This window comes from Pseudomonas sp. GW821-FHT07B01, assembly GCF_059419065.1.
The window spans coordinates 1-23,718 of record NZ_JBWKRA010000039.1; the positions used below are offsets into that span (position 1 = coordinate 1).

Here is a 23,718-nt window from a genome sequence, read left to right on the forward strand (position 1 = left end):
GCGCGCACGATGGCGGCGGAGTCGTTGGCGGTGACGGCGCGGGCTTCCACGGCGGCAGCGGCGCCGGCACCGTCGAGACGGTCCATGTTGGCTTCGGTGGCGTGGCCGGCGTTGGCGCCTTTAGCGGCTACTTCGCCTTCTTCTTCTTTGTCGAATTCGTCCCAGCTCAGCATGACGTGTCGTCTCCTGCGTGAGGGCTCAAAGGTGCCCGTGTGAAACCGGATGGTTGGGTGTTCACACGGCCCTCGGGCCGCGGTGGATCTTAAGGAATCGTTTGTTGCAACAGCTCGCGCAGGCAAATAAACGGAATCAGATTACGGGTGCTGCATGAGGCTTGAGGGGCGCAGCGATGCGTGCTCGCTGCAGCGCAGGCTCAAGGTCTGGCTCTTTATCCCTGTGTAAAGGGATATTGCAGGCCCGATTTACCCGCGCATTATAGGGAAAAATTCAGGTTTGTGTTGCGGCGGATGGTCACTTGAGAGCGCCAAAATGACGTGGGTTTCGGCCAAAGCGAGTGTTTGCAAGGCTTTGCTGGGCGTGGGGGGGGTTGACGGGCGGGGATGTTTTTTTTGGGGCAGGGGAAGGGGGCGTAAAAAGAGTGGTCGTGGCTGAAATCGCCATCGCAGGCAAGCCAGCTCCCACAATTGATGTGGGGTGTATTCAAGGGCGGGTTCTTGGCCGCAAGAACGATTTCTTGCGGCAATTAAGAATCCAACTTCAGAAGTTGTTAGCCGTTAGAGCAACCATTGCCCATCACTTGATAGTTAAGAATATGACGCTGGCCTTGCGAATCTTCATATTCCATCTTCACCGGTACAACTTCGCAGACTTCTGGAATGCTGCTCATGGACAAGACTTTGGCAACATCCAAGTGCGTGCTATAGGTGTAATCCTCAACAATCGGGGCGCTCTGGCCGGCCAGTTCAGTCGGAGCCTCGTCGGCCAGGGCGGCGGTGGCGCACAAGCTGCTCAGGGCCATCACTAATAACGCTTTCATTGCTTCATTACCTTCTTCAGGGCGAAAGGGGGCACGGGGCCCTTGTGAGGCCGCGTGTGTCACTTAAAAGTTGGGAAGTTCGGATTAACGTTGCCTTCGTGGGGGCTGTTGCGTTGTTAATCAGAGTGCCTTGTTGGCGGAGTTGATTTTAGGCGCCTCGGTTATATTCATATACCCGTGGTTTTGATAAACACTTTTGGCGGTTTTTGTAACAATCCCTCAATCAAGATTTTTTCAGAAACCTGCCAGCCGCCGCAGCACGCGGGCCAGAGCGGTGAAAAGGCATAGCAGGGCAATTTGTAGGGTCTTGTTACTACCATCGTCGAATGGTTCTATAGGCCCACCCCGGCTACAACAGGGGCCATACAACAACAACTATGTCACCGAGGTAAGAAAGATGAGTGCGGCTTCCCTGTACCCCGTTCGCCCCGAAGTAGCAGCCAATACGCTGACCGACGAGGCGACCTACAAGGCCATGTACCAGCAGTCGGTGGTCAACCCCGATGGCTTCTGGCGCGAGCAAGCCAAGCGCCTTGACTGGGTCAAGCCTTTCACCGCGGTGAAGCAGACCTCTTTCGACGACCACCATGTCGACATCAAATGGTTCGCCGATGGCACCCTGAACGTTTCCTACAATTGCCTGGACCGTCACCTCGCCGAGCGTGGCGACCAGATCGCAATCATCTGGGAGGGCGACGACCCTGCCGAGAGCCGCAACATCACCTACCGCGAGTTGCATGAGGAAGTCTGCAAGTTCGCCAACGCCTTGCGCGGCCAGGATGTGCACCGCGGCGATGTGGTGACTATCTATATGCCGATGATTCCCGAAGCCGTGGTCGCCATGCTGGCCTGTACCCGCATCGGCGCGATCCATTCGGTGGTGTTTGGCGGTTTTTCCCCGGAAGCCCTGGCCGGTCGCATCATCGACTGTAAGTCGAAAGTGGTGATTACCGCTGACGAAGGCATCCGCGCTGGTAAGAAGATTCCGCTGAAGGCTAACGTTGACGACGCGCTGACCAACCCGGAAACCAGCAGCATCCAGAAGGTGATCGTGTGCAAGCGCACCAATGGCGCGATCAAGTGGAACCAGCATCGCGATATCTGGTACGAAGACCTGATGAAAGTGGCGGGCACCGTCTGCGCGCCAAAAGAAATGGGCGCCGAAGAAGCGCTGTTTATCCTCTATACCTCTGGCTCTACCGGCAAGCCTAAAGGCGTGCAGCACACCACCGGCGGCTACCTGCTCTATGCGGCCCTGACCCACGAGCGTGTATTCGACTATCGCCCGGGCGAAATCTACTGGTGCACTGCCGACGTGGGCTGGGTCACTGGCCACACCTACATCGTCTACGGCCCGCTGGCCAATGGCGCGACCACGCTGCTGTTCGAAGGCGTGCCGAACTACCCGGACATCACCCGCGTGGCGAAGATCGTCGACAAGCACAAGGTCAACATCCTCTACACCGCACCGACTGCGATCCGCGCCATGATGGCGTCCGGCACCGCGGCCTGCGAAGGCGCCGACGGCAGTAGCCTGCGCCTGCTGGGTTCGGTGGGCGAGCCGATCAACCCGGAAGCCTGGGACTGGTACTACAAGAACGTCGGCCAATCCCGTTGCCCGATCGTCGACACCTGGTGGCAAACCGAAACCGGCGCCACGCTGATGAGCCCACTGCCAGGCGCCCATGCGTTGAAGCCGGGTTCGGCGGCACGGCCGTTCTTCGGGGTGGTGCCGGCGCTGGTGGACAACCTGGGCAACATCATCGAAGGCGCCGCCGAAGGCAACCTGGTGATTCTCGATTCCTGGCCAGGCCAGGCGCGTACCCTGTACGGCGACCATGACCGTTTTGTCGACACGTACTTCAAGACCTTCCGCGGCATGTACTTCACCGGTGACGGCGCGCGTCGCGATGAAGACGGTTACTGGTGGATCACGGGCCGTGTGGATGACGTATTGAACGTGTCCGGCCACCGCATGGGCACTGCCGAGATTGAAAGCGCCATGGTTGCGCACCCCAAAGTCGCCGAGGCGGCGGTGGTGGGTGTGCCGCATGACATCAAGGGGCAGGGCATTTATGTGTATGTCACCTTGAAGAATGGTGAAGAGCCTAACGAAGCACTGCGCCTGGAACTGAAGAACTGGGTGCGCAAGGAAATCGGGCCGATTGCCTCGCCGGATGTGATCCAGTGGGCGCCTGGGTTGCCAAAAACGCGCTCGGGGAAAATCATGCGGCGCATTTTGCGCAAGATCGCCACGGCTGAATACGATGGGTTGGGGGATATCTCCACCCTGGCAGATCCAAGCGTGGTGGCGCATTTGATTGAAACGCACAAGACCATGAACGTCGCGTAAGCGGAGTAGGTGGGACAAAGCCCCATTCGGTGCAAGCCGGGTGGGGCTTTTTTGTACGGCCTCAAGACCGCCCAGATTTAGTGTGGGAGCTGGCTTGCCTGCGATAGGGGTATGTCAGGCAAAGGTTGGTTGGCTGAGGCATCCCTATCGCAGGCAAGCCAGCTCCCACAGTTCAGATTGCATTTCATAAGGGGGTATGGATGGCGGTCTGACAGACCTGCATAGCCACCAAACCAATAAATATCGGTTTTCCCCGTAGGACGTTTCTGAATGTTACCGCCTCGCTCAAATGTGTAACCGCCCGCACAAACCTGGGGCGATGGACCACGCCTACGCCCCGAAAAACCGCGTTCTAGACATCCCCACAAATAAGATTAAACGCCAGACTTGCCGTGCTAGAAGGGTTTGCGAATAATAGGCCCGCAATTTGCAGCATCATCAGGTTTAATATCTTTTGTCTCTGCATAAAATTCAGAGGCTGTCAATGAGCTGGAACCGCTTTCTCAGTGCTTCTGTAAATTGTTGTCGCATTGAGGAAATATCGGCCTCCGGCCTGTCGTTAGAATGCCGATCACTCGCTCGTCGTCGCAGGTGTCGCCCGCGCAGGACGCAGCACCGCTATTCGGTTACACCTTCGCCGCATCGTGGGCCATGGCTCATACTGCTGTTTTTGCCCTATACCGATGGAGTCCCAAGATGAAGAAACTCGTGCTGTTGGGCGCCCTGGCGCTGTCCGTGCTGTCCATGCAGGCTTTCGCCGAAGGCAAGCCGCTGAAAATTGGTATCGAAGCGGCTTACCCTCCGTTTGCCTCGAAGGCGCCGGATGGCAGCATCGTCGGTTTTGACTACGACATCGGCAATGCGCTGTGCAAGCAGATGGACGTCAAGTGCACCTGGGTCGAGCAGGAATTCGATGGTCTGATCCCGGCACTCAAAGTGCGTAAGATCGACGCGATCCTGTCGTCCATGTCCATCACTGACGACCGCAAGAAATCCGTGGACTTCACTACCCGCTACTACCTGTCCCCAGCGCGCCTGGTGATGAAGGAAGGCACCACCGTCAGCGACGGCCTGGATGAGCTCAAAGGCAAGACGATCGGTGTGCAGCGCGGTTCGATCCACGACCGTTTCGCCCGTGAAGTCCTGGCGCCAAAAGGTGCGAATATCAAGGGCTACAGCACCCAGAACGAAATCTACCTGGATGTGGCCGCCGGTCGTCTCGACGGTACCGTGGCTGATGCCACCCTGCTGCAAGACGGCTTCCTGAAAACCGACGCCGGCAAAGGCTACGCGTTTGTAGGCCCATCGTTCACCGAAGCCAAATACTTCGGCGACGGTATCGGCATCGCAGTGCGCAAAGGCGACAAGGAAAACCTTGAGCGCATCAATGCGGCCATCGCTGCGATCCGTGCCAACGGCGAATACAAGAAAATCCAGGACAAGTACTTCGACTTCGATATTTACGGCGCTGACGCCAAGTAACTCATCGCAGCTGTCTGTCCGAAATGGCGCAAGCAACAGTCATCCTGAAGTTTGCGCCATTTTTTCATCCCCCTTTTCGAGGACCTGAATCATGTTGAAAGGCTACGGGGCCGTCATCCTCGATGGCGCATGGTTGACGCTTCAGCTCGCCTTGTCGTCCATGGCCTTGGCCATCGTTCTGGGTCTGATCGGGGTCGCGCTACGCCTGTCGCCGGTACGCTGGCTGGCTTGGCTGGGCGACCTGTACTCCACGGTGATCCGCGGGATCCCCGACCTGGTGCTGATCCTGCTGATTTTCTACGGCGGTCAGGACTTGCTCAACCGCGTCGCGCCGTTGCTGGGCTTTGACGACTATATCGACTTGAACCCCCTGGCCGCCGGTATCGGCACCCTGGGTTTCATCTTTGGCGCTTACCTCTCGGAAACTTTCCGTGGCGCCTTCATGGCCATTCCCAAGGGGCAGGCTGAAGCCGGCCTGGCGTATGGCATGAGCAGCTTCCAGGTGTTTTTCCGGGTGATGGTGCCGCAGATGATTCGGCTGGCGATCCCCGGGTTTACCAACAACTGGCTGGTATTGACCAAGGCCACCGCGCTGATTTCGGTGGTAGGTCTGCAAGACATGATGTTCAAGGCCAAGCAGGCGGCAGACGCCACCCGCGAGCCTTTTACCTTCTTCCTCGCAGTGGCGGCGATGTACCTGGTGATCACCAGCGTGTCGTTGCTGGCCTTGCGTTACCTTGAGAAGCGCTACTCGGTAGGCGTAAGGGCGGCTGATCTATGATCTTCGACTACAACGTCATCTGGGAGGCCATGCCGCTGTACCTTGGCGGCTTGCTGACCACCCTGAAACTGCTCGCTATCTCGCTGTTCTTCGGCCTGCTCGCGGCCTTGCCCCTGGGCTTGATGCGCGTGTCCAAGCAGCCGATCGTCAACGGCGTGGCCTGGCTTTACACCTACGTGATCCGCGGCACGCCGATGCTGGTGCAGCTGTTTTTGATCTACTACGGCCTGGCACAGTTCGAAGTGGTGCGCGAAAGCTTCCTGTGGCCGCTGCTGTCCAGTGCCACGTTCTGTGCGTGCCTGGCGTTTGCGATCAACACCAGCGCCTACACCGCCGAAATTATCGCCGGTAGCCTCAAGGCCACGCCTAACGGTGAGATCGAAGCGGCCAAGGCCATGGGCATGTCGCGCTACAAACTGTACCGCCGCATCCTGTTGCCGTCGGCCCTGCGCCGTGCGCTGCCGCAGTACAGCAACGAAGTGATCATGATGCTGCAGACCACCAGTCTGGCCTCCATCGTCACGCTGATCGACATCACCGGTGCCGCGCGCACGGTGAACGCCCAGTATTACCTGCCGTTCGAAGCCTATATCACCGCCGGCGTGTTCTACCTGTGCCTGACCTTCATCCTGGTGCGCCTGTTCAAGTTGGCCGAGCGCCGCTGGCTGAGCTACCTGGCTCCACGGAAGCACTGATATGGAACGTATCGATCATCTGCTGCCCTGGGGGCATTTGGGCTGCGAACGCCAACTGAGCGTGTTTCGTTTCGGCAGTGGCGAGCGCAAGGCCTATATCCAGGCCAGCCTGCACGCCGATGAATTGCCGGGTATGCGTGCCGCGTGGGAGCTGAAAAAACGCCTCACCACGCTGGAACAGCAGGGCGCCCTCAACGGCGTGATCGAGTTGGTGCCGGTGGCCAACCCGATGGGCCTTGGCCAACTGTTGCAAGGCAGCCACCAGGGGCGTTTCGAAGTGGGCAGCGGCAAGAACTTCAATCGCGACTTCGTTGAGTTGAGTGAGCCGGTCGGTGCATTGTTACAAGGCAAGCTGGGGGATGACCCGCACGCCAATGTGCGCCTGATCCGCCAGGCCATGAGCGATACGCTCACCGCCTTGCCCGAGCCGAGCAGCCAGTTGCAAGGCATGCAACGCATCCTGCTGAGCCATGCCTGCACCGCCGATGTGGTGCTGGACCTGCATTGCGACGCCGAAGCTGCACTGCACATGTACGCGCTGCCCCAACACTGGCCGCAGTGGCGGTCGCTGTCGGCACACCTGAATGTGAAGGTCGGCCTGCTGGCGGAAGATTCCGGCGGCAGTTCGTTTGACGAGGCGTGCTCGTTGCCGTGGCTGCGTTTGTCGCGCCTGTTCCCCGAGGCGCAGATTCCGCTGGCCTGCCTGGCAACGACGTTGGAGTTGGGCGGCCAGGCCGACACCGGCCGTGATGAAGCCATCTTCCACGCCGAAGGCATCCTTGCGTTCCTCGCCGAACAAGGCTTGATCAAGGGCGAGTGGCCCGCGCCGCAACACGAACCTTGCGAAGGTGTGCCTTTCGAGGGCACCGAACTGCTGTTCGCGCCCCATGCCGGGGTGATCAGTTACCTGCGTAAAGCGGGCGACTGGGTAGAAACCGGCGACGAGATTTTTGAAGTGATTGACCCCCTGACCGACCGCGTAAGCACTATTTGCGCGGGCACCTCGGGGGTGTTGTTTGCCGTTGAACGGCTACGTTATGCCCAAGCGGGTTTCTGGCTGGCCAAGGTGGCGGGGCGCGAAGCGCTGCGTCACGGGCGCTTGCTCAACGACTGACCACCTGTTTTTGTGAGAACCGACCGCATGTACAAGCTTGAAGTCCAAGACCTGCATAAACGCTATGGCAGTCATGAAGTGCTCAAAGGTGTGTCCCTGGCCGCCGCCGCCGGTGATGTGATCAGCATCATCGGTTCCAGCGGTTCGGGCAAAAGTACCTTTTTGCGCTGCATCAACCTGCTGGAGCAGCCCCACGCCGGCAAGATTTTGCTCAATAACGAAGAGCTGAAACTGGTGGCCAACAAGGACGGCGCCATGAAGGCTGCCGACCCCAAGCAGTTGCAGCGCATGCGTTCGCGCCTGTCCATGGTGTTCCAGCATTTCAACCTGTGGTCGCACATGACCGCGATTGAAAACGTGATGGAGGCCCCGGTGCACGTGTTGGGCATATCCAAGAAAGAAGCCCGCGAGAAGGCCGAGCATTACCTGGCCAAAGTCGGCGTGGGCCATCGTAAGGATGCGTTCCCCGGCCACATGTCCGGTGGCGAGCAGCAGCGCGTAGCGATTGCCCGGGCACTGGCGATGGAGCCTGAGGTGATGCTGTTCGACGAACCTACTTCTGCGCTGGATCCGGAGCTGGTAGGCGAAGTACTCAAGGTGATGCAGGACCTGGCCCAGGAAGGCCGCACCATGGTGGTCGTGACCCACGAAATGGGCTTTGCCCGCGAAGTGTCGAACCAATTGGTGTTTTTGCACAAAGGCATCGTTGAAGAGCGTGGCAACCCGCGGGAAGTGCTGGTGAACCCGCAGTCGGAACGGTTGCAGCAGTTCCTCTCTGGCAGTTTGAAATAATCAAGACTGCTTTTGTGCACCGGGATAGTGCATGCTCCGCAGTCTTGAGGTAAGCCCCGATCCCCTGTGGGAGCTGGCTTGCCTGCGATAGCGATGTATCAGCCAATGATGTGTTAACTGACCCACCGCCATCGCAGGCAAGCCAGCTCCCACTTTTGATCTGTGTTTGTTTTGGGATTTGTAGTTGATTACGGGCTAGCATTGGCCCACAGCTTCTTTCACCGTTTTCGCTCCGGATAGCACTCCATGACCGCCCACAAAATTGGTTTCCTGATTTGGCCCAGCACAAAAGCCCTCACGCTTGCGCTGGCTGAGGAGGCCTTGCGCGTTGCCCAGCGGGTGCATCCGGATGTGATCTACGAGTTGTCGTTCCTGCTCGCCGAACCCGCAGTCGAAGGTGCCTGGCAACTGCCGGGCGAGCCGTGGGCCGGTAAGCTGGAGGGTTTTCAGAAGTTGTTCCTGTTGGCCGACGAACCGCCGACGGTCATCGCTTCGCCACTGAGCTCCGCGCTCAAGCAGCTTGTTCGGGCGGGGTGTGTGATCGGCGGCTTGTCGGCGGGGGTGTACCCGTTGGCCCAACTGGGCCTGCTCGATGGCTACCGCGCCGCCGTGCACTGGCGCTGGCAGGACGATTTCGCCGAGCGTTTCCCCAAGGTCATCGCCACCAGCCACCTGTTTGACTGGGACCGTGATCGCCTGACCGCTTGCGGCGGCATGTCGGTACTTGACCTGCTGTTGGCGGTATTGGCGCGTGACCATGGCGCCGAGTTGGCCGGTGCTGTGTCTGAAGAACTGGTGGTGGAGCGCATCCGCGAAGGCGGCGAGCGCCAGCGTATCCCGTTGCAAAACCGCCTGGGCTCCAGCCACCCTAAGCTGACCCAGGCGGTATTGCTGATGGAGGCCAATATCGAAGAGCCGCTGACCACTGACGAAATCGCCCAGCACGTGTGTGTTTCACGACGACAACTTGAACGCATCTTCAAGCAATACCTCAACCGCGTCCCCAGCCAGTATTACCTGGAGCTGCGCCTGAACAAGGCGCGCCAGATGTTGATGCAAACCAGCAAGTCCATCATCCAGATTGGCCTGTCCTGCGGCTTCTCCTCGGGGCCGCACTTCTCCAGCGCCTACCGCAATTTCTTTGGCGCCACTCCTCGCGAAGATCGGAACCAGCGGCGCAGCAGCAGCCCGTTCGAATTGTCGTCGGTACCTTCCGAGCGCGGGTGAGTTGCGTCTATTCTTCGCCCTCTGTTTCGGATGACGTTGGAGAGCGTGAGCCGGAGTGGTCTGGCGCGGGTTGTCGGGCTTGCGCTACATCGAAATCCACTGCCGTGCGGTTGTAATAGCGACGCAGAATGGCAAGCGCTGCGGGTGAGAAGGGGTTGTCGCTCAGGTCAAAGCCTGCCGCTGAGTCCGGGTCTACTTCAAGCAGGTCGGTGGGCAACTCGGTGATGTGGTTATCGCTCAGGTTCAGTTGGGTGAGCGACGTCAGGTTGAACACTCCGTCAGGCACCTCGGTAAGCCCGGCGTTCTCCATCATCAGGCTCTCCAGGCCGGACATTTTGCTGACGTCAGGCGTCAGTCCCAACGGGTTATCGCTCAGGTCCAGGTACTCCAGGTCGTGCAGGTCGCTCAAGGCGGTGACGCTGTCGGGGGGCAGTCGCAGATTGCATTGCGTGAGGCTGAGTGTGGTCAACTTGGGCAGCTTGAAGACGCCAGCGGGAATGTCTTGCAGGGCATAGCGGTCGATCAACAAGCTTTCCAGATTAGGGAAACGTTCCAGAAAACCTTCGGGTATCGAGGTGGTTCCCTGCGCCCTCAGACTCAGCTTGGAAATATGCTTGAAATCCACATTCAGTCTTGGCAGGTCTCCCCACAGCGGCAAGGTCAATGCCATTTGATGGGACTGCGTCAGCGGGTCATGGCTTAAGTCCAGGCTGGTTTCACGCCGCCAGCCTTGCTCCAGCAGAGCGCGGATTTCAGCTCGAATGAGTTGTTGCTGTGCGCGAATCTGTTCATCCATGGGCAGGTTCGTGACGGGGTGGCTCTCAGGCACATCCACCACCCATTCCTGCAGGTCGGCTTGCAAGCGTTCGTAGTCGGCCTTGAGGCGCACGAGAATCGCCATCGAATCATCCAGCCCGCCCGGTAGCCTGAAGATAAATTGATTGGCCTCGAGAGTGTTGTAGGTCGGGTAAAGCGCCTGGACCAGGCGAACCTCATCTGGATTGGCTTGGACGCCAAAATGTTCCCCGGTGCTCTGACAGTAGGTTTTTATCCGTTCCAGGGTTGCGCGCGTCAGCCGGTTGCCGGAAAGGTCGTAGGCCTTGGCAGCGCTGGCGGGCAACGAATACAGGGCTTCTGGCAGCCTGCGCAGGTTATTGTGGCTGAGATCGGCGTTGGCCAGCCGAGGCCGATTGAGCAGGCCTGTGGGAAAGATGGAAATACCGCAGTGGCTCAGGTTGAGTGTTCGCAGGTTGGCCATGTTTTCGAAATTGGGCGCCAGCACCAGCGGGTTGTGGGACAGGTCAAGGGTATGCAGCTCGGTCAGGTTGGCCAGGGCTGCTCGGGTTGGGGTGGTCAGGTTGAGTGCGCAGCCGCGCAGTGTCAGCGCGTTAAGGTGGGGCAATGCACTGATTTCGCCGGGCAGTGTTCTGAGGGTCATGTCGCTGATGGCCAGTCGGCGCAATCCGGGGAAAGATGCCAGGAAGCCCGGCGTGCCGCGGGTGGTCAAGTAGCCCTGGAATTCCAGGGTGGTGATGTGCCCAAGGCGGGTATCGAGCGCGGGCAGTTCGCCATAAATGGGCTGGTTGAGTTGCAGCAGGTGACCGTTGTCATAAGCAGGGTCTACGGGGGTGTTGTGGCGCCAGGCGCCGATCAGTTTTTGTGACCAGAGAAAGCGATTTTGCTGTTCCGCAGCAATCCGCCAGCGGCTCAACGGTAAATCTGTACCGACAAGGGTCTGCGGCACATTTTGCTGCCATGTCCGCAGGTTGGTTTCCAGTTGCGAGAACTCTTTCTTCAGAAATCGAAGGGTACCCAAAGGTGTGCCGGGATCGTTTTGCATGGCGGCGAGTACGGCCGTCACCTGGCCGGGGCTCAGTTGTGGGTACAGCTCATGCAACTGACTCTCCAGCGAGACGCCTTCGCTGCTGCCAGCGGTGACCGGGCTGGCGTCGTAGCCCTCCATGCCGCCGGGCAGGCGCATCAATGTCGGGTCATAGGACGGTTTGAGCAGCGGAACTTCGGCCAGCAGGGCGCCAAGTTCGTCATGTGCCAATGTGTGTTGGCGCAAGGTTTCTCTCAAGTGTGGGCCTTGGCCTATCTGCATAGCCAGTGCGTCGCGCTGTGCATCGGGGAGTGCCTGGAGCACGGCGGTGTAGAAATCGGTTTCGCCAAGCAGGGTGCCCTTGCTGTCTTCGGGAATGTAATCGCCTTCGATGGTGCGCAGCAGCAGGCGTCGGATGGGCGCCTGGGCGGGGCCGATGGCGTCGCGCAGATGGCCGTCGCGCTTGAAGTCGCGAACTTCCAGGCGCACCTGGGGCGACCAGCCCGGCAATTTTTCCAGGGAGTGCAGGGCGAGTCGATGGGTGTCGCCGCTCTCCAGCGCGCCCATGTACAGGCCTTCATACGCCCGGCTGATTCTGACCTGATGGGCCACCCAGCGTGCGCGTTCGACCAGGTGCGAAGGCAGCGTGCCCTGGTCGATGTCGAGCAGGTCCTGGCCGTGGGCACTGAGCAGGACTTCCTCGGCCGCGCTGACGGGCAGGCCCGGTGTGCTGTCGATGAGCTTTTGCACGCGCGCATTGGTGGTCAGCTCCAGGCCTCGATAGCGCGCGTCGAACATCGAAGCGCGTTTATCCTCGGCTCTGCGTGCCAGCTGTTTGCGCAGCTTGGCGGCGCGCACATGCAGTTGGGGGGCCGGGCTACCGAAGTCTTCCTCCAGCACAGTCTTGCGCTCTGACTCGTCGAGGGTTTCGAGCAGGGTCTTGAGCAGGTCGCCGTTGTTCATCTGTGCTTCATGAATTTGTGCCACCGCCGCATTTTCCCGGCCTGGGTGTTCCCATACGGTTTCGCCTTTGGCATTCAGAAAGCGCAGGGTCTTGGATTCCGGCCACAGGCCGGTCTGGCTAAGCAGCCAGAGTTGGGTTTGCGTGTCGGCTTTTGCGTAAACCAGTGGGTCGTCGCTGTTCATCTGGTCGATGAAGTCTTGAAGTTGCTGGTCGATATGGATGCGCTTGAGGCTGTCGGCCAGCAAGGGCGGTGGCGGTTGGCGGTCCATGTAGAGTTTGCGCAGGGCACCATCGTCGGTGCTGCTGATGCGCTGTGCCTGTTCCAGGCCGGTTTCGCTGAGGGTTTCGGCGGGCGGGCCGAGGCGGCGCAGCAAGGTGCTGCGGTCCCAGGTCAGCGGGCGATCCAGTGGGGTCAGCCAGGCACCTTTGCCATTGCCGATAACGGGTGGTTGGTAGGCATGCAGGTGACTTGGGTGCACCAGCACGGCCTTGCCCGTTTGTTGGTTGACGGCAAAGTGTTGCCCTTCGAGGGGCAGGATTTGTTTGTCCCCGTAGGCATGCAACCCATCGGCTGCTGGGCGTGAGGCGGTGGGCAATTGAAGGTCGTGGGCGTAGGGGCTCAGGTCCGGGTTCCACAGGCGCGTTTTGCCGTCGTCCGAGCTGACCGGATGCAGGCGCTCGAAAAACGCCCAGACTTCCCGAGGCAGTGCCTGGCGTAGCAGCCCTTCGGCAATCGGTGCGCCGACCGCGAACATACCCAATTGCACCATTTGCTCCAGGGTCGACATCAGGTGCCCGAACGCCTGGCGCTTGAGGCCCTCGGCCCAATCGACGATGCCTTCGAATACGTCATCGAGCAGTTGATAGGCGGTGTAGCCGAGCATCAATAAGCCCAGGGGGGGAATGAACGGCGTGGCGATGAAGGCGGCGATTTCGAGCAGGGCCTTACCGATTTTCTGCACGATGGCCCAGCGCTGCCAGCGTGCCTTGCTGTCGGCGTCGGCGGTGGACACGGCGATGCTTCGCGCGTCATTGAGCAGCTTATTGAGTTTGGTTTCATAGAGGTGTTCGTACAGCTCGCCCGTGATTTTCGTCGCGTGCAACTGCAGGTTGGGGTTGGCCACAGGTTCGGCGCGCCAGGTCGGCCTGGGGCCGCCGGGGACGGGGTGATGCCAGGTAACCTGGGACAAGCGGTTATGCAGGTTGGCAAAGAAGTAGGCGCGGTGCTCGTGGCTTATAAAGCGGCTGAAGAATGCCTGGTAATCGGCATCGCGCAATTTGCGGATCAGGTCTTGAATGAATGCGATGCCATTTTGGTAATACTTGAGCGGTGCCTGTGGGTCGCCGGGAATGTACGCCACCACGGGCACTGCGCTGTGGTGCAGTTCCAGGTCTGCGGCGAACAGCACAATGCCGGCCAGTGGTGCGTCCATCAGGCTCAGGTCGTGGCTGAGCAGCGTCTTACCGTCGAGTGTCAGGCCGCTGATGCCTTTGAGTTGAGCCTGGAGCGTGCGTAACACCCGCTCGCTGCCGTCCTTTTTCAGGCGCGCCAGGTGTACGGCAGTTTGGGCATCGGCTTTGAGGCTCTCGATGACAGTGCTGCGCAGCGAAGCCTTGCGTTTGGCATCTTTGAAGCCGAAAAATGTCTTGAGGTAGTTCTGGTATTGCGCACCGATGTCCAGTTCACGGCACAGCCCGACGAAGGTCTGGATGCTGACTTTGCTGTTCACTGAGGGCAGGGTGTCGAATTGCCCGGTGGTGGTGGGTTGGGTAATGAAGCTGGAGTCCGCGGTGAAGGCAGTTTTCTCGCTTTCTGCTGCGTCGAAGTTATGCAGCGCGGCGTCCACCAACGACACGGTCCAGACTTTGACGCCGCCAGTTTCTATAGGAAACAGTGGGATCGTCAGGGGCGCATACAGGCGCAGATGGGTGGTGCGGACATCAATCTCCACGCCCCATCTTGTCTTGAACGCCTGTTGCAAAAGCGGCGCGGCGAAGGCCTGCGGTGTCTTGAGGTCGGCCAGGGCCGTGTCTACTTTGTTTTGCGCGGCCCAGCTCTGCTCCACCGCCTGTTTGAGTGGCGCGTGCTGCTGGCGGCTGGCGTCGGCCTGCCAGTTGGGAATGTCCAGTGGTGCATTCTTCAAGGCTTGGCGCTTGTCATCCGAGGCGCTTGCCAGCCAGGCCGGCAGGCGTGTGTGAAACCCGGGGGGGACTTGGGTGGCGGCGACTGCGAGGCGCTGGCTGATGGTCGTGGGGTAGGGCGTGGGCACGAGGCTGATCCTTCAGTGGGAGTGAGTCACTGTCATCACAGCAAGCCTGATGGGTTCACGGGCAGCAGATAGTTAAGGCATTAGGCGAAAATCAGCGGGCCGTGCCTCTGCCTCTCACTGAACGCAGCGTTTACACTGCGCCATTGCGATGCAATATGTCGCATTGCCGTAAACCCGCGTAAAACCCGGGTTGGCGCTATAAGAAGTTGTCGCTTGGCGACAAGGTGGCGCTGAAAACTGTCCTTACAATCCCTGCATCGCCCGCCAGTTTCAGGCAGGCGTTCCTCTTCAGGAGACTCCGATGTCCGTTGAGCAAGCCCCGGTGCAACGTGCCGATTTCGACCAAGTGATGGTGCCCAACTATGCACCTGCTGCCTTTATCCCTGTACGTGGCGCAGGTTCGCGCGTGTGGGACCAGGCCGGTCGCGAGCTGATCGACTTTGCCGGCGGCATCGCGGTCAACGTATTGGGCCATGCGCACCCGGCGCTGGTCGGTGCACTGACCGAACAGGCCAACACGCTGTGGCATGTCTCGAACGTGTTCACCAACGAGCCTGCCTTGCGCCTGGCCCACAAGCTGATCGACGCCACGTTTGCCGAGCGCGTGTTCTTCTGCAACTCCGGCGCCGAAGCCAACGAGGCCGCGTTCAAGCTGGCCCGTCGCGTGGCGTTCGACCGTTTTGGCAGCGAGAAGTACGAGATCATCGCCGCGCTGAACAGCTTCCACGGCCGTACCCTGTTCACCGTCAACGTCGGTGGCCAGTCGAAGTATTCCGATGGTTTCGGGCCTAAAATCACCGGCATCACCCACGTTCCTTATAACGACCTGGCTGCGCTGAAAGCGGCAGTGACCGATAAGACCTGCGCCGTGGTTCTGGAACCGATCCAGGGCGAAGGCGGTGTACTGCCGGCCGAACTGGCTTACCTGCAAGGCGCTCGCGAGCTGTGTGACGCCCATGACGCACTGCTGGTATTTGATGAAGTGCAAACCGGCATGGGCCGCACCGGCCACCTGTTTGCCTACCAGCATTACGGCGTGACGCCAGATATCCTCACCAGCGCCAAGAGCCTGGGCGGCGGCTTCCCGATTGCGGCGATGCTCACCCGTGAAGACCTGGCCAAGCACCTGGTAGTCGGCACCCACGGCACCACCTACGGCGGCAACCCCCTGGCGTGCGCGGTAGCAGAAGCGGTGATCGACGTGATCAACACCCCAGAAGTGCTGGCGGGTGTGAATGCCAAGCACGACCTGTTCAAGGCGCGCCTGGAACAGATCGGCAAGCAGTACGGCATCTTCACCCAAGTGCGTGGCATGGGCTTGTTGATAGGTTGCGTGTTGAGCGATGCGTTCAAAGGCAAGGCCAAGGACGTGTTCAACGCGGCCGAAAAAGAGAACTTGATGATCCTGCAAGCCGGCCCTGACGTGGTGCGTTTTGCGCCGAGCCTGGTGGTGGAAGAGGCGGATATCAATGAAGGCCTGGATCGTTTTGAGCGTGCTGTGAAGACGTTGACGCAAGCCTGATAGCGACACATTTTATTGGCCGGACCTGAACAAATGTGGGAGCTGGCTTGCCTGCGATAGCATCACCTCGGTGCCGTTGATATACCGAGTTGCCTGTATCGCCGGCAAGCCAGCTCCCACATGGATCTGCTTACACATTGAGACCGATGTGTATCCGGGGCCTGTGTCCGGCATTTTTTCCTCTGTGAGTTTTCGAGTTAAGGAGTGACACCATGCTGGTGATGCGCCCCGCGCAAATGGCTGATCTGGGCGAGGTACAGCGTCTGGCTGCGGACAGCCCGATTGGTGTCACCTCCTTGCCGGATGATGTGGAACGCCTGAGCGACAAGATCGCGGCCAGCGAAGCGTCCTTCGCGGCCGAGGTGAGTTTCAACGGTGAAGAGAGCTATTTCTTCGTGCTGGAAGACACCGAGACCGGCAAGCTCGCCGGCTGCTCGGCTATCGTAGCCTCGGCCGGTTACTCCGAGCCGTTCTATAGCTTTCGTAACGAAACCTTCGTGCACGCCTCCCGCGAGCTGAAGATCCACAACAAGATCCACGTGCTTTCGCAGTGCCACGACCTTACCGGCAACAGCCTGCTCACCAGCTTTTATGTGGTGCCTGAGCTGGTCGGTTCGCCGTGGTCGGAACTCAATTCCCGTGGCCGACTGCTGTTTGTCGCCAGCCATCCTGAGCGCTTTGCCGACTCGGTGGTGACCGAGATTGTCGGCTACAGCGACGAGAACGGCGATTCACCGTTCTGGGATGCCATTGGCCGCAACTTCTTCGACCTCAACTACGCCGCCGCCGAGCGCCTGTGCGGGCTGAAAAGCCGTACCTTCCTCGCCGAGTTGATGCCGCACTACCCGATCTACGTGCCGCTGCTGCCGGACGAAGCCCAAGAGGCCATGGGCCAGGTGCACCCGCGTGCGCAAATCACCTTCGACATCCTCATGCGTGAAGGCTTCGAAACTGACCATTACATCGACATCTTCGACGGTGGCCCGACGCTGCACGCCCGGGTCTCGGGCATTCGCTCGATCGCGCAGAGCCGCGTGGTGCCGGTCAAGATCGGCGAGATGGTCAAGGGCGTTGGCCGCCAGTACCTGGTGAGCAACGCGCAGTTGCAGGATTACCGTGCGGTGATGCTGGAGCTGGACTACGCGCCCGGCAAACCGGTGACCCTGGACCTGGCGGCAGCCGAAGCGCTGGGTGTTGGTGAAGGCGCCAGTGTGCGCCTGGTTGCGGTTTAAAAAGAGAGTTTCGCGGGTGGCTGACAACAGCGGCCCGTTCGAGGAGATAGCATGATCGTTCGTCCCGTACGCAGCAGCGATTTACCGGCCCTGATTGATCTGGCGCGCAGCACTGGCACCGGTCTCACCACCTTGCCGGCCAACGAAGAGCGCCTGACCCACCGGGTGGGCTGGGCGGAAAAAACCTTTCGCGGCGAAGCCGGGCGCGGCGATGCCGACTACCTGTTCGTGCTGGAAAACGACGAAGGCCGCGTGGTAGGAATCTCTGCCATCGCTGGCGCCGTTGGCCTGCGCGAGCCGTGGTACAACTTCCGGGTTGGGCTGACTGTCAGCGCTTCCCAGGAACTGAATATCTACCGTGAGATACCGACGCTGTTCCTGGCCAACGACCTCACCGGTAATTCCGAATTGTGCTCGTTGTTTTTGCATGCCGATTACCGCAACGGCCTCAACGGTCGCATGCTCGCCAAGGCGCGCATGTTGTTTATCGCCGAGTTCCCGCAACTGTTCGGCAACAAGATCATTGCCGAGATGCGCGGTGTGTCCAACGATGCCGGGCGTTCGCCGTTCTGGGAAAGTCTGGGCCGGCACTTCTTCAAGATGGAGTTCAGCCAGGCCGACTACCTCACCGGCGTGGGCAACAAAGCGTTTATCGCCGAGCTGATGCCCAAGTTTCCGCTGTACAGCTGCTTTCTCTCCGAAGACGCGCGCAATGTGATCGGCAAGGTCCACCCGGACACCGAGCCGGCCCTGAGCATGCTCAAGAGCGAAGGCTTCAGCTACCAGGGCTATGTGGATATTTTCGACGCCGGCCCGGCGGTGGAATGTGAAACCAGCAAGATCCGTGCGGTGCGCGACAGCCAGTCACTGGTGTTGGCCATCGGCACGCCGGGGGACGACGCCACGCCGTTCCTGATCCATAACCGCAAGCGCGAGGAATGCCGTATCACCGCCGCTCCGGCCCGTCTGGCGGCAGGTACCCTGGTGGTCGATCCACAGACCGCCAAGCGCCTGCAACTGGTGGTGGGTGATCAAGTACGTGCTGTTGCGTTGTCTGCTGCTCGGGAGTCCAAATAATGAATTCGCTGTATATCGCAGGTAGCTGGCTGGCTGGCCAGGGTGAGCTGTTTGAATCACGCAACCCGGTGACCCAGCAAGTGCTGTGGGCTGGCAATGGCGCCAGTGCTGAACAGGTCGAATCCGCCGTGCAGGCTGCGCGTCAGGCATTCCCGGCATGGGCCAGGCGCCCGCTCGAAGAACGCATCAGCGTGCTGGAAACCTTCGCCGCTACGCTTAAAAGCCGTGCCGATGAAATCGCCCGCTGCATTGGCGAAGAAACCGGGAAGCCACTGTGGGAGTCGGCCACTGAAGTCACCAGCATGGCCAACAAGATTGCGATCTCGGTGCAAAGCTACCGCGAGCGTACCGGCGAGAAGAGCGGCCCCCTGGGCGACGCCACCGCTGTGTTGCGCCATAAACCCCACGGTGTGGTGGCGGTGTTCGGCCCTTACAACTTCCCTGGGCACTTGCCCAATGGGCACATCGCCCCGGCGTTGCTGGCGGGCAATACCGTGCTGTTCAAGCCGAGCGAGCTGACCCCCGAGGTCGCCGAGCTGACCGTACAGTGCTGGATCGAAGCCGGTTTGCCGGCGGGCGTGCTGAACCTGCTGCAAGGCGCGCGGGAAACCGGCATCGCCCTGGCGGCCAACCCTGGCATCGACGGCCTGTTCTTCACCGGCTCCAGCCGCACCGGCAACCACCTGCACCAGCAGTTCTCAGGGCGCCCGGACAAGATCCTGGCCCTGGAAATGGGCGGTAATAACCCGCTGGTCGTGGACGAAGTTGCCGACGTGGATGCGGCGGTGTACACCATCATCCAGTCGGCGTTTATCTCGGCGGGCCAGCGTTGCACCTGCGCGCGCCGCTTGCTGGTGCCGCAAGGTGCCTGGGGCGATGCCTTGCTGGCGCGCCTGGTGGCGGTGAGTGCAAGCATTGAAGTGGGCGCTTTCGATCAGCAACCGGCGCCGTTCATGGGGTCGGTGATCTCCCTGGCTGCGGCCAAAGCCTTGATGCAAGCCCAGGAACTGATGTTGGCCAATGGCGCCGTGGCACTGCTGGAGATGACCCAGCCTCAGGCTCAGGCCGCTTTGTTGACCCCTGGAATCATCGACGTAACCGGGGTGACGGAACGTGAAGACGAAGAGCTGTTCGGCCCGCTGCTGCAGGTGATCCGCTATGCGGATTTTGCCGGTGCCATCGCTGAGGCCAACAACACCCAGTACGGCCTGGCCGCTGGCCTGTTGTCGGACTCCGAAGCGCGTTACCAGCAGTTCTGGCTGGAAAGCCGCGCCGGTATCGTCAACTGGAACAAGCAGTTGACCGGCGCTGCCAGTACCGCGCCGTTCGGTGGTGTCGGGGCGTCGGGCAATCATCGCGCCAGTGCCTATTACGCGGCGGATTATTGCGCGTACCCGGTGGCGTCGCTGGAGACGCCGAGCTTGGTCGTGCCAGCCACGCTGACCCCCGGCATAACGCTGAAGTAAGGGTGACACCGATCTAATGTGGGAGCTGGCTTGTCGGATCGCCGCATCGCTGCGATGGCATCACCTCGGTTTGGCTGAAAGACCGAGTCGACTGCATCGCAGGCAAGCCAGCTCCCACACTGGGTCGGGTTAACAGATATAGACCTGCAGTTGATGCCTATAAAAACAGATGTTTGTGGAGCCTCGCCGATGAAATCCTGTGAAGTCAATTTTGACGGTCTAGTGGGGCCGACCCATAACTACGGCGGTTTGTCCTTCGGCAACGTCGCGTCCCAAAGCAACAGCCAGCAGTCTTCCAACCCGAAGGAAGCGGCGTTGCAGGGCCTGCAGAAAATGAAAGCCCTGATGGACATGGGCTTTGTGCAAGGTGTATTGGCGCCCCAGGAGCGCCCGGATGTAGCCGCCTTGCGCAGCTTGGGTTTCAGCGGCACCGACGCCCAGGTAATCCAGCAGGCTGCCAGGCAGGCTATGCCTTTGCTGGTAGCGAGCTGCTCGGCATCCAGCATGTGGGTAGCCAACGCCGCCACCGTCAGCCCAAGCGCCGACACCGCAGACGGTCGTGTGCATTTCACTGCCGCCAACCTCAATTGCAAATACCACCGCAGCATCGAGCACCCCACCACCAGTCGCGTGCTGGGGGCGATGTTCGCCGATGGCAAGCATTTCGCTCACCACGCCGCCTTGCCGGCCGTGGCGCAATTTGGCGATGAAGGCGCGGCCAACCACACGCGTTTCTGCCGGGAGTACGGTGAGGCGGGCGTCGAGTTTTTCGTCTTCGGCCGTAGTGCTTTCGACCCCCGTTACCCGGCCCCGCAGAAGTACCCGGCGCGCCAGACCCTCGAAGCCTCCCAGGCCGTTGCGCGCCTGCATGGCTTGAAGGATGACGGTGTGGTCTACGCCCAGCAGAACCCGGCGGTGATCGACGCGGGTGTGTTCCACAACGATGTGATCGCAGTGGGCAACGGCGAAGTGCTGTTCTATCACGAGGATGCGTTCCTCAACACCGAACAGATGCTCGCCGAACTGCACGGCAAGTTGGGCAAGCTGGGCGGCAACTTCCAGTCGGTGTGTGTGCCTCGCGCGTTGGTCAGTGTCGAGGACGCGGTGCGTTCCTACCTGTTCAACAGCCAGTTGCTGACTCGTCCTGACGGTTCGATGCTGCTGATCGTGCCGGAAGAGTGCCGCGCCAATGAGCGCGTGTGGGAGTACCTGCAAGGCTTGACCGTTTCCGGCGGGTTGATCCGCGAAGTCAAGGTCTTCGACCTCAAGCAAAGCATGCAGAATGGCGGTGGGCCGGCGTGCCTGCGCCTGCGCGTGGCGTTGAACGAAACCGAGCTGGCGGCCGTGAACCCAGGGGTTATCATGACCGCGCCGTTGTACGAAACCCTGACCCAATGGGTGGGCAAGCACTACCGCGACAGCCTGCGCGAAACCGACCTGGCTGACCCGCAGTTGCTGCTTGAGTGCCGGACGGCATTGGATGAACTGACGCAAATCCTTAAACTGGGCTCGGTTTATCCTTTCCAGATCAATTAATGCCACACGGCTGAGATATTTTATTTATGACCGACACCCTGAAACTCATCCTTGAAGACACCGACGGCACCCAGCTGGAAACCTCCTGCACCCGCGTCGCCGTGGTCTGGCAGGGCAAGGAGATCTGGATCCAGCACGATGGCCGCGGCCAACTGCTGATTGGCGTAGACGTAGAAGAGGGCGACGCCGAGTACGCCAACCTGCTGATGCGCCCATTGGCCACCAACCTGATGAGCCTGCAACTGGAAATGGAACCGGCCGACGTTGAAGGTGACGACGACGATCACGTCCATGGCCCAGGCTGCAACCACTAAGGAAGCTGCTTATGCTCGCCCTCGGCAAACTGCTTGAACTGACCCTCGCCGGTCGTGAACCGGCGCAAAAAATTCAACTGACTGTCGACGGCGTGCAGATGCGCTGGCTCAGCGAAGGCGCGCTTGAAGTGCGCCCTCCTGAAGCTCTGGACAACGGCAGCGACTTGCTGCTGTCGTCCGGCATCCATGGCAACGAAACCGCGCCGATCGAACTGCTCGACCGCCTGTTGCATGGCATTGCCCGTGGGGAGATCAAACCCCGCACCCGTATTCTGTTCCTGTTCGGTAATACCGAGGCCATGCGCCGCGGTGAGCGTTACCTCGAGCTGGACGTCAACCGGCTGTTCAATGGCCGTCATGAGCAAAACATCGGCCCCGAAGCCATGCGTGCCGCTGAGCTTGAGCAATTGGCCCGCAGCTTTTTCAGCCAGCCTGGCCGCTCGCGCCTGCATTACGACCTGCATACCGCGATTCGTGGTTCGAAAATCGAGCAGTTCGCGTTGTACCCGTGGAAGGAAGACCGACAGCATTCGCGCCGTGAGCTGGAGCGCTTGAACGCGGCCGGCATGCAGGCGGTGCTGCTGCAGAACAAAACCTCGATTACCTTCACCGCGTTTACCTACGAGCAACTCGGCGCCGAGGCGTTCACCCTGGAGTTGGGCAAGGCGCGCCCGTTCGGGCAGAACGACGGTGTGGACGTGTCGCGCCTGGAAGCGCGTCTGAAGCAGATCATCGAAGGCAACGAGCCTGAGACCGGCAACCTCGACGGGCTGAAGCTCTTCGCGGTTGCTCGAGAAGTGATCAAGCACAGCGACGCCTTCCTGATGCACCTGCCCGCAGATGTGGAAAACTTTTCGGAATTGGAAAAGGGCTACCTGCTGGCCGAAGACGTGGCCAAGACCCGCTGGGTGATCGAGGAGGAGGGCGCCCGCATCATCTTCCCCAACCCAAAGGTGAAGAACGGCTTGCGCGCCGGGATATTGATCGTGCCAACCACCGCTGCCGGCCTGGCCTAAGAGCCAAGTCTGGCTCAGTCCAATGTGGGAGCTGGCTTGCCTGCGATAGCATCACCTGGGTATCACTGATGCACCCGGGGTGTCTGCATCGAAGGCAAGCCAGCTCCCACACTGGTTTGCGGTGAGGCTTGGATTTAGACCGCTACCGCACGCGGCTCGCTACGACGGATCGCTCGCACCTTGTGCAGCGTATCGGCGCAGGTGCGCGCGGCTTCCTGGCCCTTGTGCACGAAGTGCTCGTAGAAGAACGTGGTGTGCTCGCTGCCGGCATGGAAGTGGTGCGGCGTCAGGGACACCGAGAACACCGGCACTTCAGTTTCCAGCTGCACCTGCATCAGGCCGCTGACTACCGATTGCGCGACGAATTCGTGACGGTAGATGCCACCGTCCACCACCAGCGCGGCAGCGACGATCCCGGCGTAGCGGCCGGTCTTGGCCAGCAACTTGGCGTGTAGGGGCATTTCAAAGGCGCCGCCGACTTCGAAGAAGTCGATGTCCGATTCCTGATAACCCTGGGCGATCATTTCGGCGAGGAAGCCTTTGCGCGATTGGTCGACAATATCCTTGTGCCAGCAGGCCTGGATAAACGCGACGCGCTCGCCGTGATGGTTTTTGCTTTTGCTGTCGATTGCGGTGGGTTGCATGTTCTGACTCCTGTTTAAGAAAAAAACAGGGCGTTATGAATCGAATGGGATTTAAGGGTACGCATGCGCAAACAGGCGCGCGGCCCTTAGGTGCCAATCCCGTTCTCTCTTCATCCGGACTATGACCGTCGGCCCCGGGATCACACCGGGTCTGCTGACCTCGTCGCCGTCCTGCCTGAGCAGTTCGAGGCGCCAAGCGCTCGCGGGCTATGCACATTGCGTGCAATTACCGCCGGTGGGGAATTGCACCCCGCCCTGAGAACGTTGCCACCAGAACCCTGGCGGCGCAGAGTTTTTAACATGGTTTTTCGAAAACTGCACGGCTGCCGTCTCGATAACTTATATCGGTTTGATTGGTTGGTATTCGAATGTATGCAATAGGGGCTTGATATTCCGTGGCTTTGCCCGCAGTAA

17 protein-coding genes, 1 pseudogene and 1 riboswitch are annotated in these 23,718 nt (G+C 60.2%); of the genes and pseudogenes, 14 read left to right on the forward strand and 4 right to left on the reverse strand.

The window, feature by feature from the left end; genetic code table 11:
• Nucleotides 1–173 (reverse strand): annotated as a pseudogene (locus AC07S6_RS26365) (ribonucleotide-diphosphate reductase subunit beta); the annotation flags it as partial.
• 554 nt (nt 174–727) lie between these two features.
• Entirely contained in the window at nt 728–997 is a 270-nt protein-coding gene (locus AC07S6_RS26370) for a DUF2790 domain-containing protein (protein WP_073845432.1), read from the reverse strand.
• A 397-nt stretch (nt 998–1,394) separates the two neighbouring features.
• On the opposite strand from AC07S6_RS26370, the gene acs reads away from it, so the two are divergent.
• The 7 genes from acs to argR all read left to right on the forward strand — a co-directional run bounded on the left by acs (nt 1,395) and on the right by argR (nt 9,441).
• Nucleotides 1,395–3,350: an acetate--CoA ligase gene (gene acs, locus AC07S6_RS26375; RefSeq protein WP_005790645.1), complete on the forward strand. Its 1,956-nt coding sequence runs from the start codon at nt 1,395–1,397 to the stop codon at nt 3,348–3,350.
• A gap of 696 nt (nt 3,351–4,046) precedes the next feature.
• A complete protein-coding gene (locus AC07S6_RS26380) occupies nt 4,047–4,832 on the forward strand; it encodes an ABC transporter substrate-binding protein (RefSeq protein WP_047711612.1) in 786 nt (261 codons plus the stop codon).
• Between the two features lie 91 nt (nt 4,833–4,923).
• The gene (locus AC07S6_RS26385; protein WP_003193627.1) at nt 4,924–5,613 is read left to right on the forward strand and encodes an ABC transporter permease; all 690 of its coding nucleotides are present in this window, start codon (nt 4,924–4,926) and stop codon (nt 5,611–5,613) included.
• Nucleotides 5,610–6,308 carry an ABC transporter permease gene (locus AC07S6_RS26390; RefSeq protein ID WP_003193625.1) on the forward strand — a complete coding sequence of 233 codons (699 nt, stop codon included), beginning with the start codon at nt 5,610–5,612 and terminating at the stop codon, nt 6,306–6,308. The genes AC07S6_RS26385 and AC07S6_RS26390 overlap by 4 nt, the downstream gene beginning before the upstream one ends.
• A gap of 1 nt (nt 6,309) precedes the next feature.
• The gene (locus AC07S6_RS26395; RefSeq protein ID WP_495113343.1) at nt 6,310–7,422 is read left to right on the forward strand and encodes a succinylglutamate desuccinylase/aspartoacylase family protein; all 1,113 of its coding nucleotides are present in this window, start codon (nt 6,310–6,312) and stop codon (nt 7,420–7,422) included.
• Between the two features lie 27 nt (nt 7,423–7,449).
• Nucleotides 7,450–8,214 (forward strand): ABC transporter ATP-binding protein, encoded by a 765-nt coding sequence (locus AC07S6_RS26400; RefSeq protein ID WP_014719598.1) that lies wholly within the window; start codon nt 7,450–7,452, stop codon nt 8,212–8,214.
• Nucleotides 8,215–8,460: 246 nt separating this feature from the next.
• Entirely contained in the window at nt 8,461–9,441 is a 981-nt protein-coding gene (argR, locus tag AC07S6_RS26405) for a transcriptional regulator ArgR (protein ID WP_014719597.1), read from the forward strand.
• Nucleotides 9,442–9,448: 7 nt separating this feature from the next.
• Here argR and AC07S6_RS26410 read toward each other — a convergent pair whose 3' ends face one another.
• Complete coding sequence (locus AC07S6_RS26410; RefSeq protein WP_495113344.1) at nt 9,449–14,497, reverse strand: dermonecrotic toxin domain-containing protein; 5,049 nt, start codon at nt 14,495–14,497, stop codon at nt 9,449–9,451.
• A 301-nt stretch (nt 14,498–14,798) separates the two neighbouring features.
• Here AC07S6_RS26410 and AC07S6_RS26415 point away from each other — a divergent pair, with 301 nt between their 5' ends.
• From AC07S6_RS26415 to astE, 7 genes are all read left to right on the forward strand, one after another.
• Nucleotides 14,799–16,019, forward strand: coding sequence for an aspartate aminotransferase family protein (locus AC07S6_RS26415; protein ID WP_003193615.1), 1,221 nt, complete (start codon nt 14,799–14,801; stop codon nt 16,017–16,019).
• A gap of 212 nt (nt 16,020–16,231) precedes the next feature.
• Nucleotides 16,232–17,251, forward strand: a complete 1,020-nt coding sequence (gene aruF, locus AC07S6_RS26420) for an arginine/ornithine succinyltransferase subunit alpha (protein ID WP_003175655.1) — start codon at nt 16,232–16,234, stop codon at nt 17,249–17,251.
• A gap of 51 nt (nt 17,252–17,302) precedes the next feature.
• A complete protein-coding gene (astA, locus tag AC07S6_RS26425) occupies nt 17,303–18,328 on the forward strand; it encodes an arginine N-succinyltransferase (protein WP_003193612.1) in 1,026 nt (341 codons plus the stop codon).
• Complete coding sequence (astD, locus tag AC07S6_RS26430; RefSeq protein ID WP_495113348.1) at nt 18,325–19,794, forward strand: succinylglutamate-semialdehyde dehydrogenase; 1,470 nt, start codon at nt 18,325–18,327, stop codon at nt 19,792–19,794. The genes astA and astD overlap by 4 nt, the downstream gene beginning before the upstream one ends.
• A gap of 189 nt (nt 19,795–19,983) precedes the next feature.
• Complete coding sequence (gene astB / locus AC07S6_RS26435) at nt 19,984–21,330, forward strand: N-succinylarginine dihydrolase (RefSeq protein ID WP_495113345.1); 1,347 nt, start codon at nt 19,984–19,986, stop codon at nt 21,328–21,330.
• Between the two features lie 26 nt (nt 21,331–21,356).
• Nucleotides 21,357–21,644 carry a hypothetical protein gene (locus tag AC07S6_RS26440; RefSeq protein WP_003175651.1) on the forward strand — a complete coding sequence of 96 codons (288 nt, stop codon included), beginning with the start codon at nt 21,357–21,359 and terminating at the stop codon, nt 21,642–21,644.
• Between the two features lie 11 nt (nt 21,645–21,655).
• Nucleotides 21,656–22,660, forward strand: coding sequence for a succinylglutamate desuccinylase (astE, locus tag AC07S6_RS26445; protein ID WP_495113346.1), 1,005 nt, complete (start codon nt 21,656–21,658; stop codon nt 22,658–22,660).
• Between the two features lie 134 nt (nt 22,661–22,794).
• Here the strand turns inward: astE and AC07S6_RS26450 are convergent, their stop codons facing one another.
• The gene (locus AC07S6_RS26450) at nt 22,795–23,304 is read right to left on the reverse strand and encodes a 6,7-dimethyl-8-ribityllumazine synthase (protein ID WP_003193604.1); all 510 of its coding nucleotides are present in this window, start codon (nt 23,302–23,304) and stop codon (nt 22,795–22,797) included.
• 97 nt (nt 23,305–23,401) lie between these two features.
• Nucleotides 23,402–23,571, reverse strand: a riboswitch (FMN riboswitch).
• Nucleotides 23,572–23,718 lie beyond the last annotated feature (147 nt).

Coding starts and splice junctions, on each gene's coding strand:
- AC07S6_RS26370 (WP_073845432.1), bottom strand. CDS start 997: ATGAAAGCGTTATTAGTGATGGCCCTGAGCAGCTTGTGCGCCACCGCC.
- acs (WP_005790645.1), top strand. CDS start 1,395: ATGAGTGCGGCTTCCCTGTACCCCGTTCGCCCCGAAGTAGCAGCCAAT.
- AC07S6_RS26380 (WP_047711612.1), top strand. CDS start 4,047: ATGAAGAAACTCGTGCTGTTGGGCGCCCTGGCGCTGTCCGTGCTGTCC.
- AC07S6_RS26385 (WP_003193627.1), top strand. CDS start 4,924: ATGTTGAAAGGCTACGGGGCCGTCATCCTCGATGGCGCATGGTTGACG.
- AC07S6_RS26390 (WP_003193625.1), top strand. CDS start 5,610: ATGATCTTCGACTACAACGTCATCTGGGAGGCCATGCCGCTGTACCTT.
- AC07S6_RS26395 (WP_495113343.1), top strand. CDS start 6,310: ATGGAACGTATCGATCATCTGCTGCCCTGGGGGCATTTGGGCTGCGAA.
- AC07S6_RS26400 (WP_014719598.1), top strand. CDS start 7,450: ATGTACAAGCTTGAAGTCCAAGACCTGCATAAACGCTATGGCAGTCAT.
- argR (WP_014719597.1), top strand. CDS start 8,461: ATGACCGCCCACAAAATTGGTTTCCTGATTTGGCCCAGCACAAAAGCC.
- AC07S6_RS26415 (WP_003193615.1), top strand. CDS start 14,799: ATGTCCGTTGAGCAAGCCCCGGTGCAACGTGCCGATTTCGACCAAGTG.
- aruF (WP_003175655.1), top strand. CDS start 16,232: ATGCTGGTGATGCGCCCCGCGCAAATGGCTGATCTGGGCGAGGTACAG.
- astA (WP_003193612.1), top strand. CDS start 17,303: ATGATCGTTCGTCCCGTACGCAGCAGCGATTTACCGGCCCTGATTGAT.
- astB (WP_495113345.1), top strand. CDS start 19,984: ATGAAATCCTGTGAAGTCAATTTTGACGGTCTAGTGGGGCCGACCCAT.
- AC07S6_RS26440 (WP_003175651.1), top strand. CDS start 21,357: ATGACCGACACCCTGAAACTCATCCTTGAAGACACCGACGGCACCCAG.
- astE (WP_495113346.1), top strand. CDS start 21,656: ATGCTCGCCCTCGGCAAACTGCTTGAACTGACCCTCGCCGGTCGTGAA.
- AC07S6_RS26450 (WP_003193604.1), bottom strand. CDS start 23,304: ATGCAACCCACCGCAATCGACAGCAAAAGCAAAAACCATCACGGCGAG.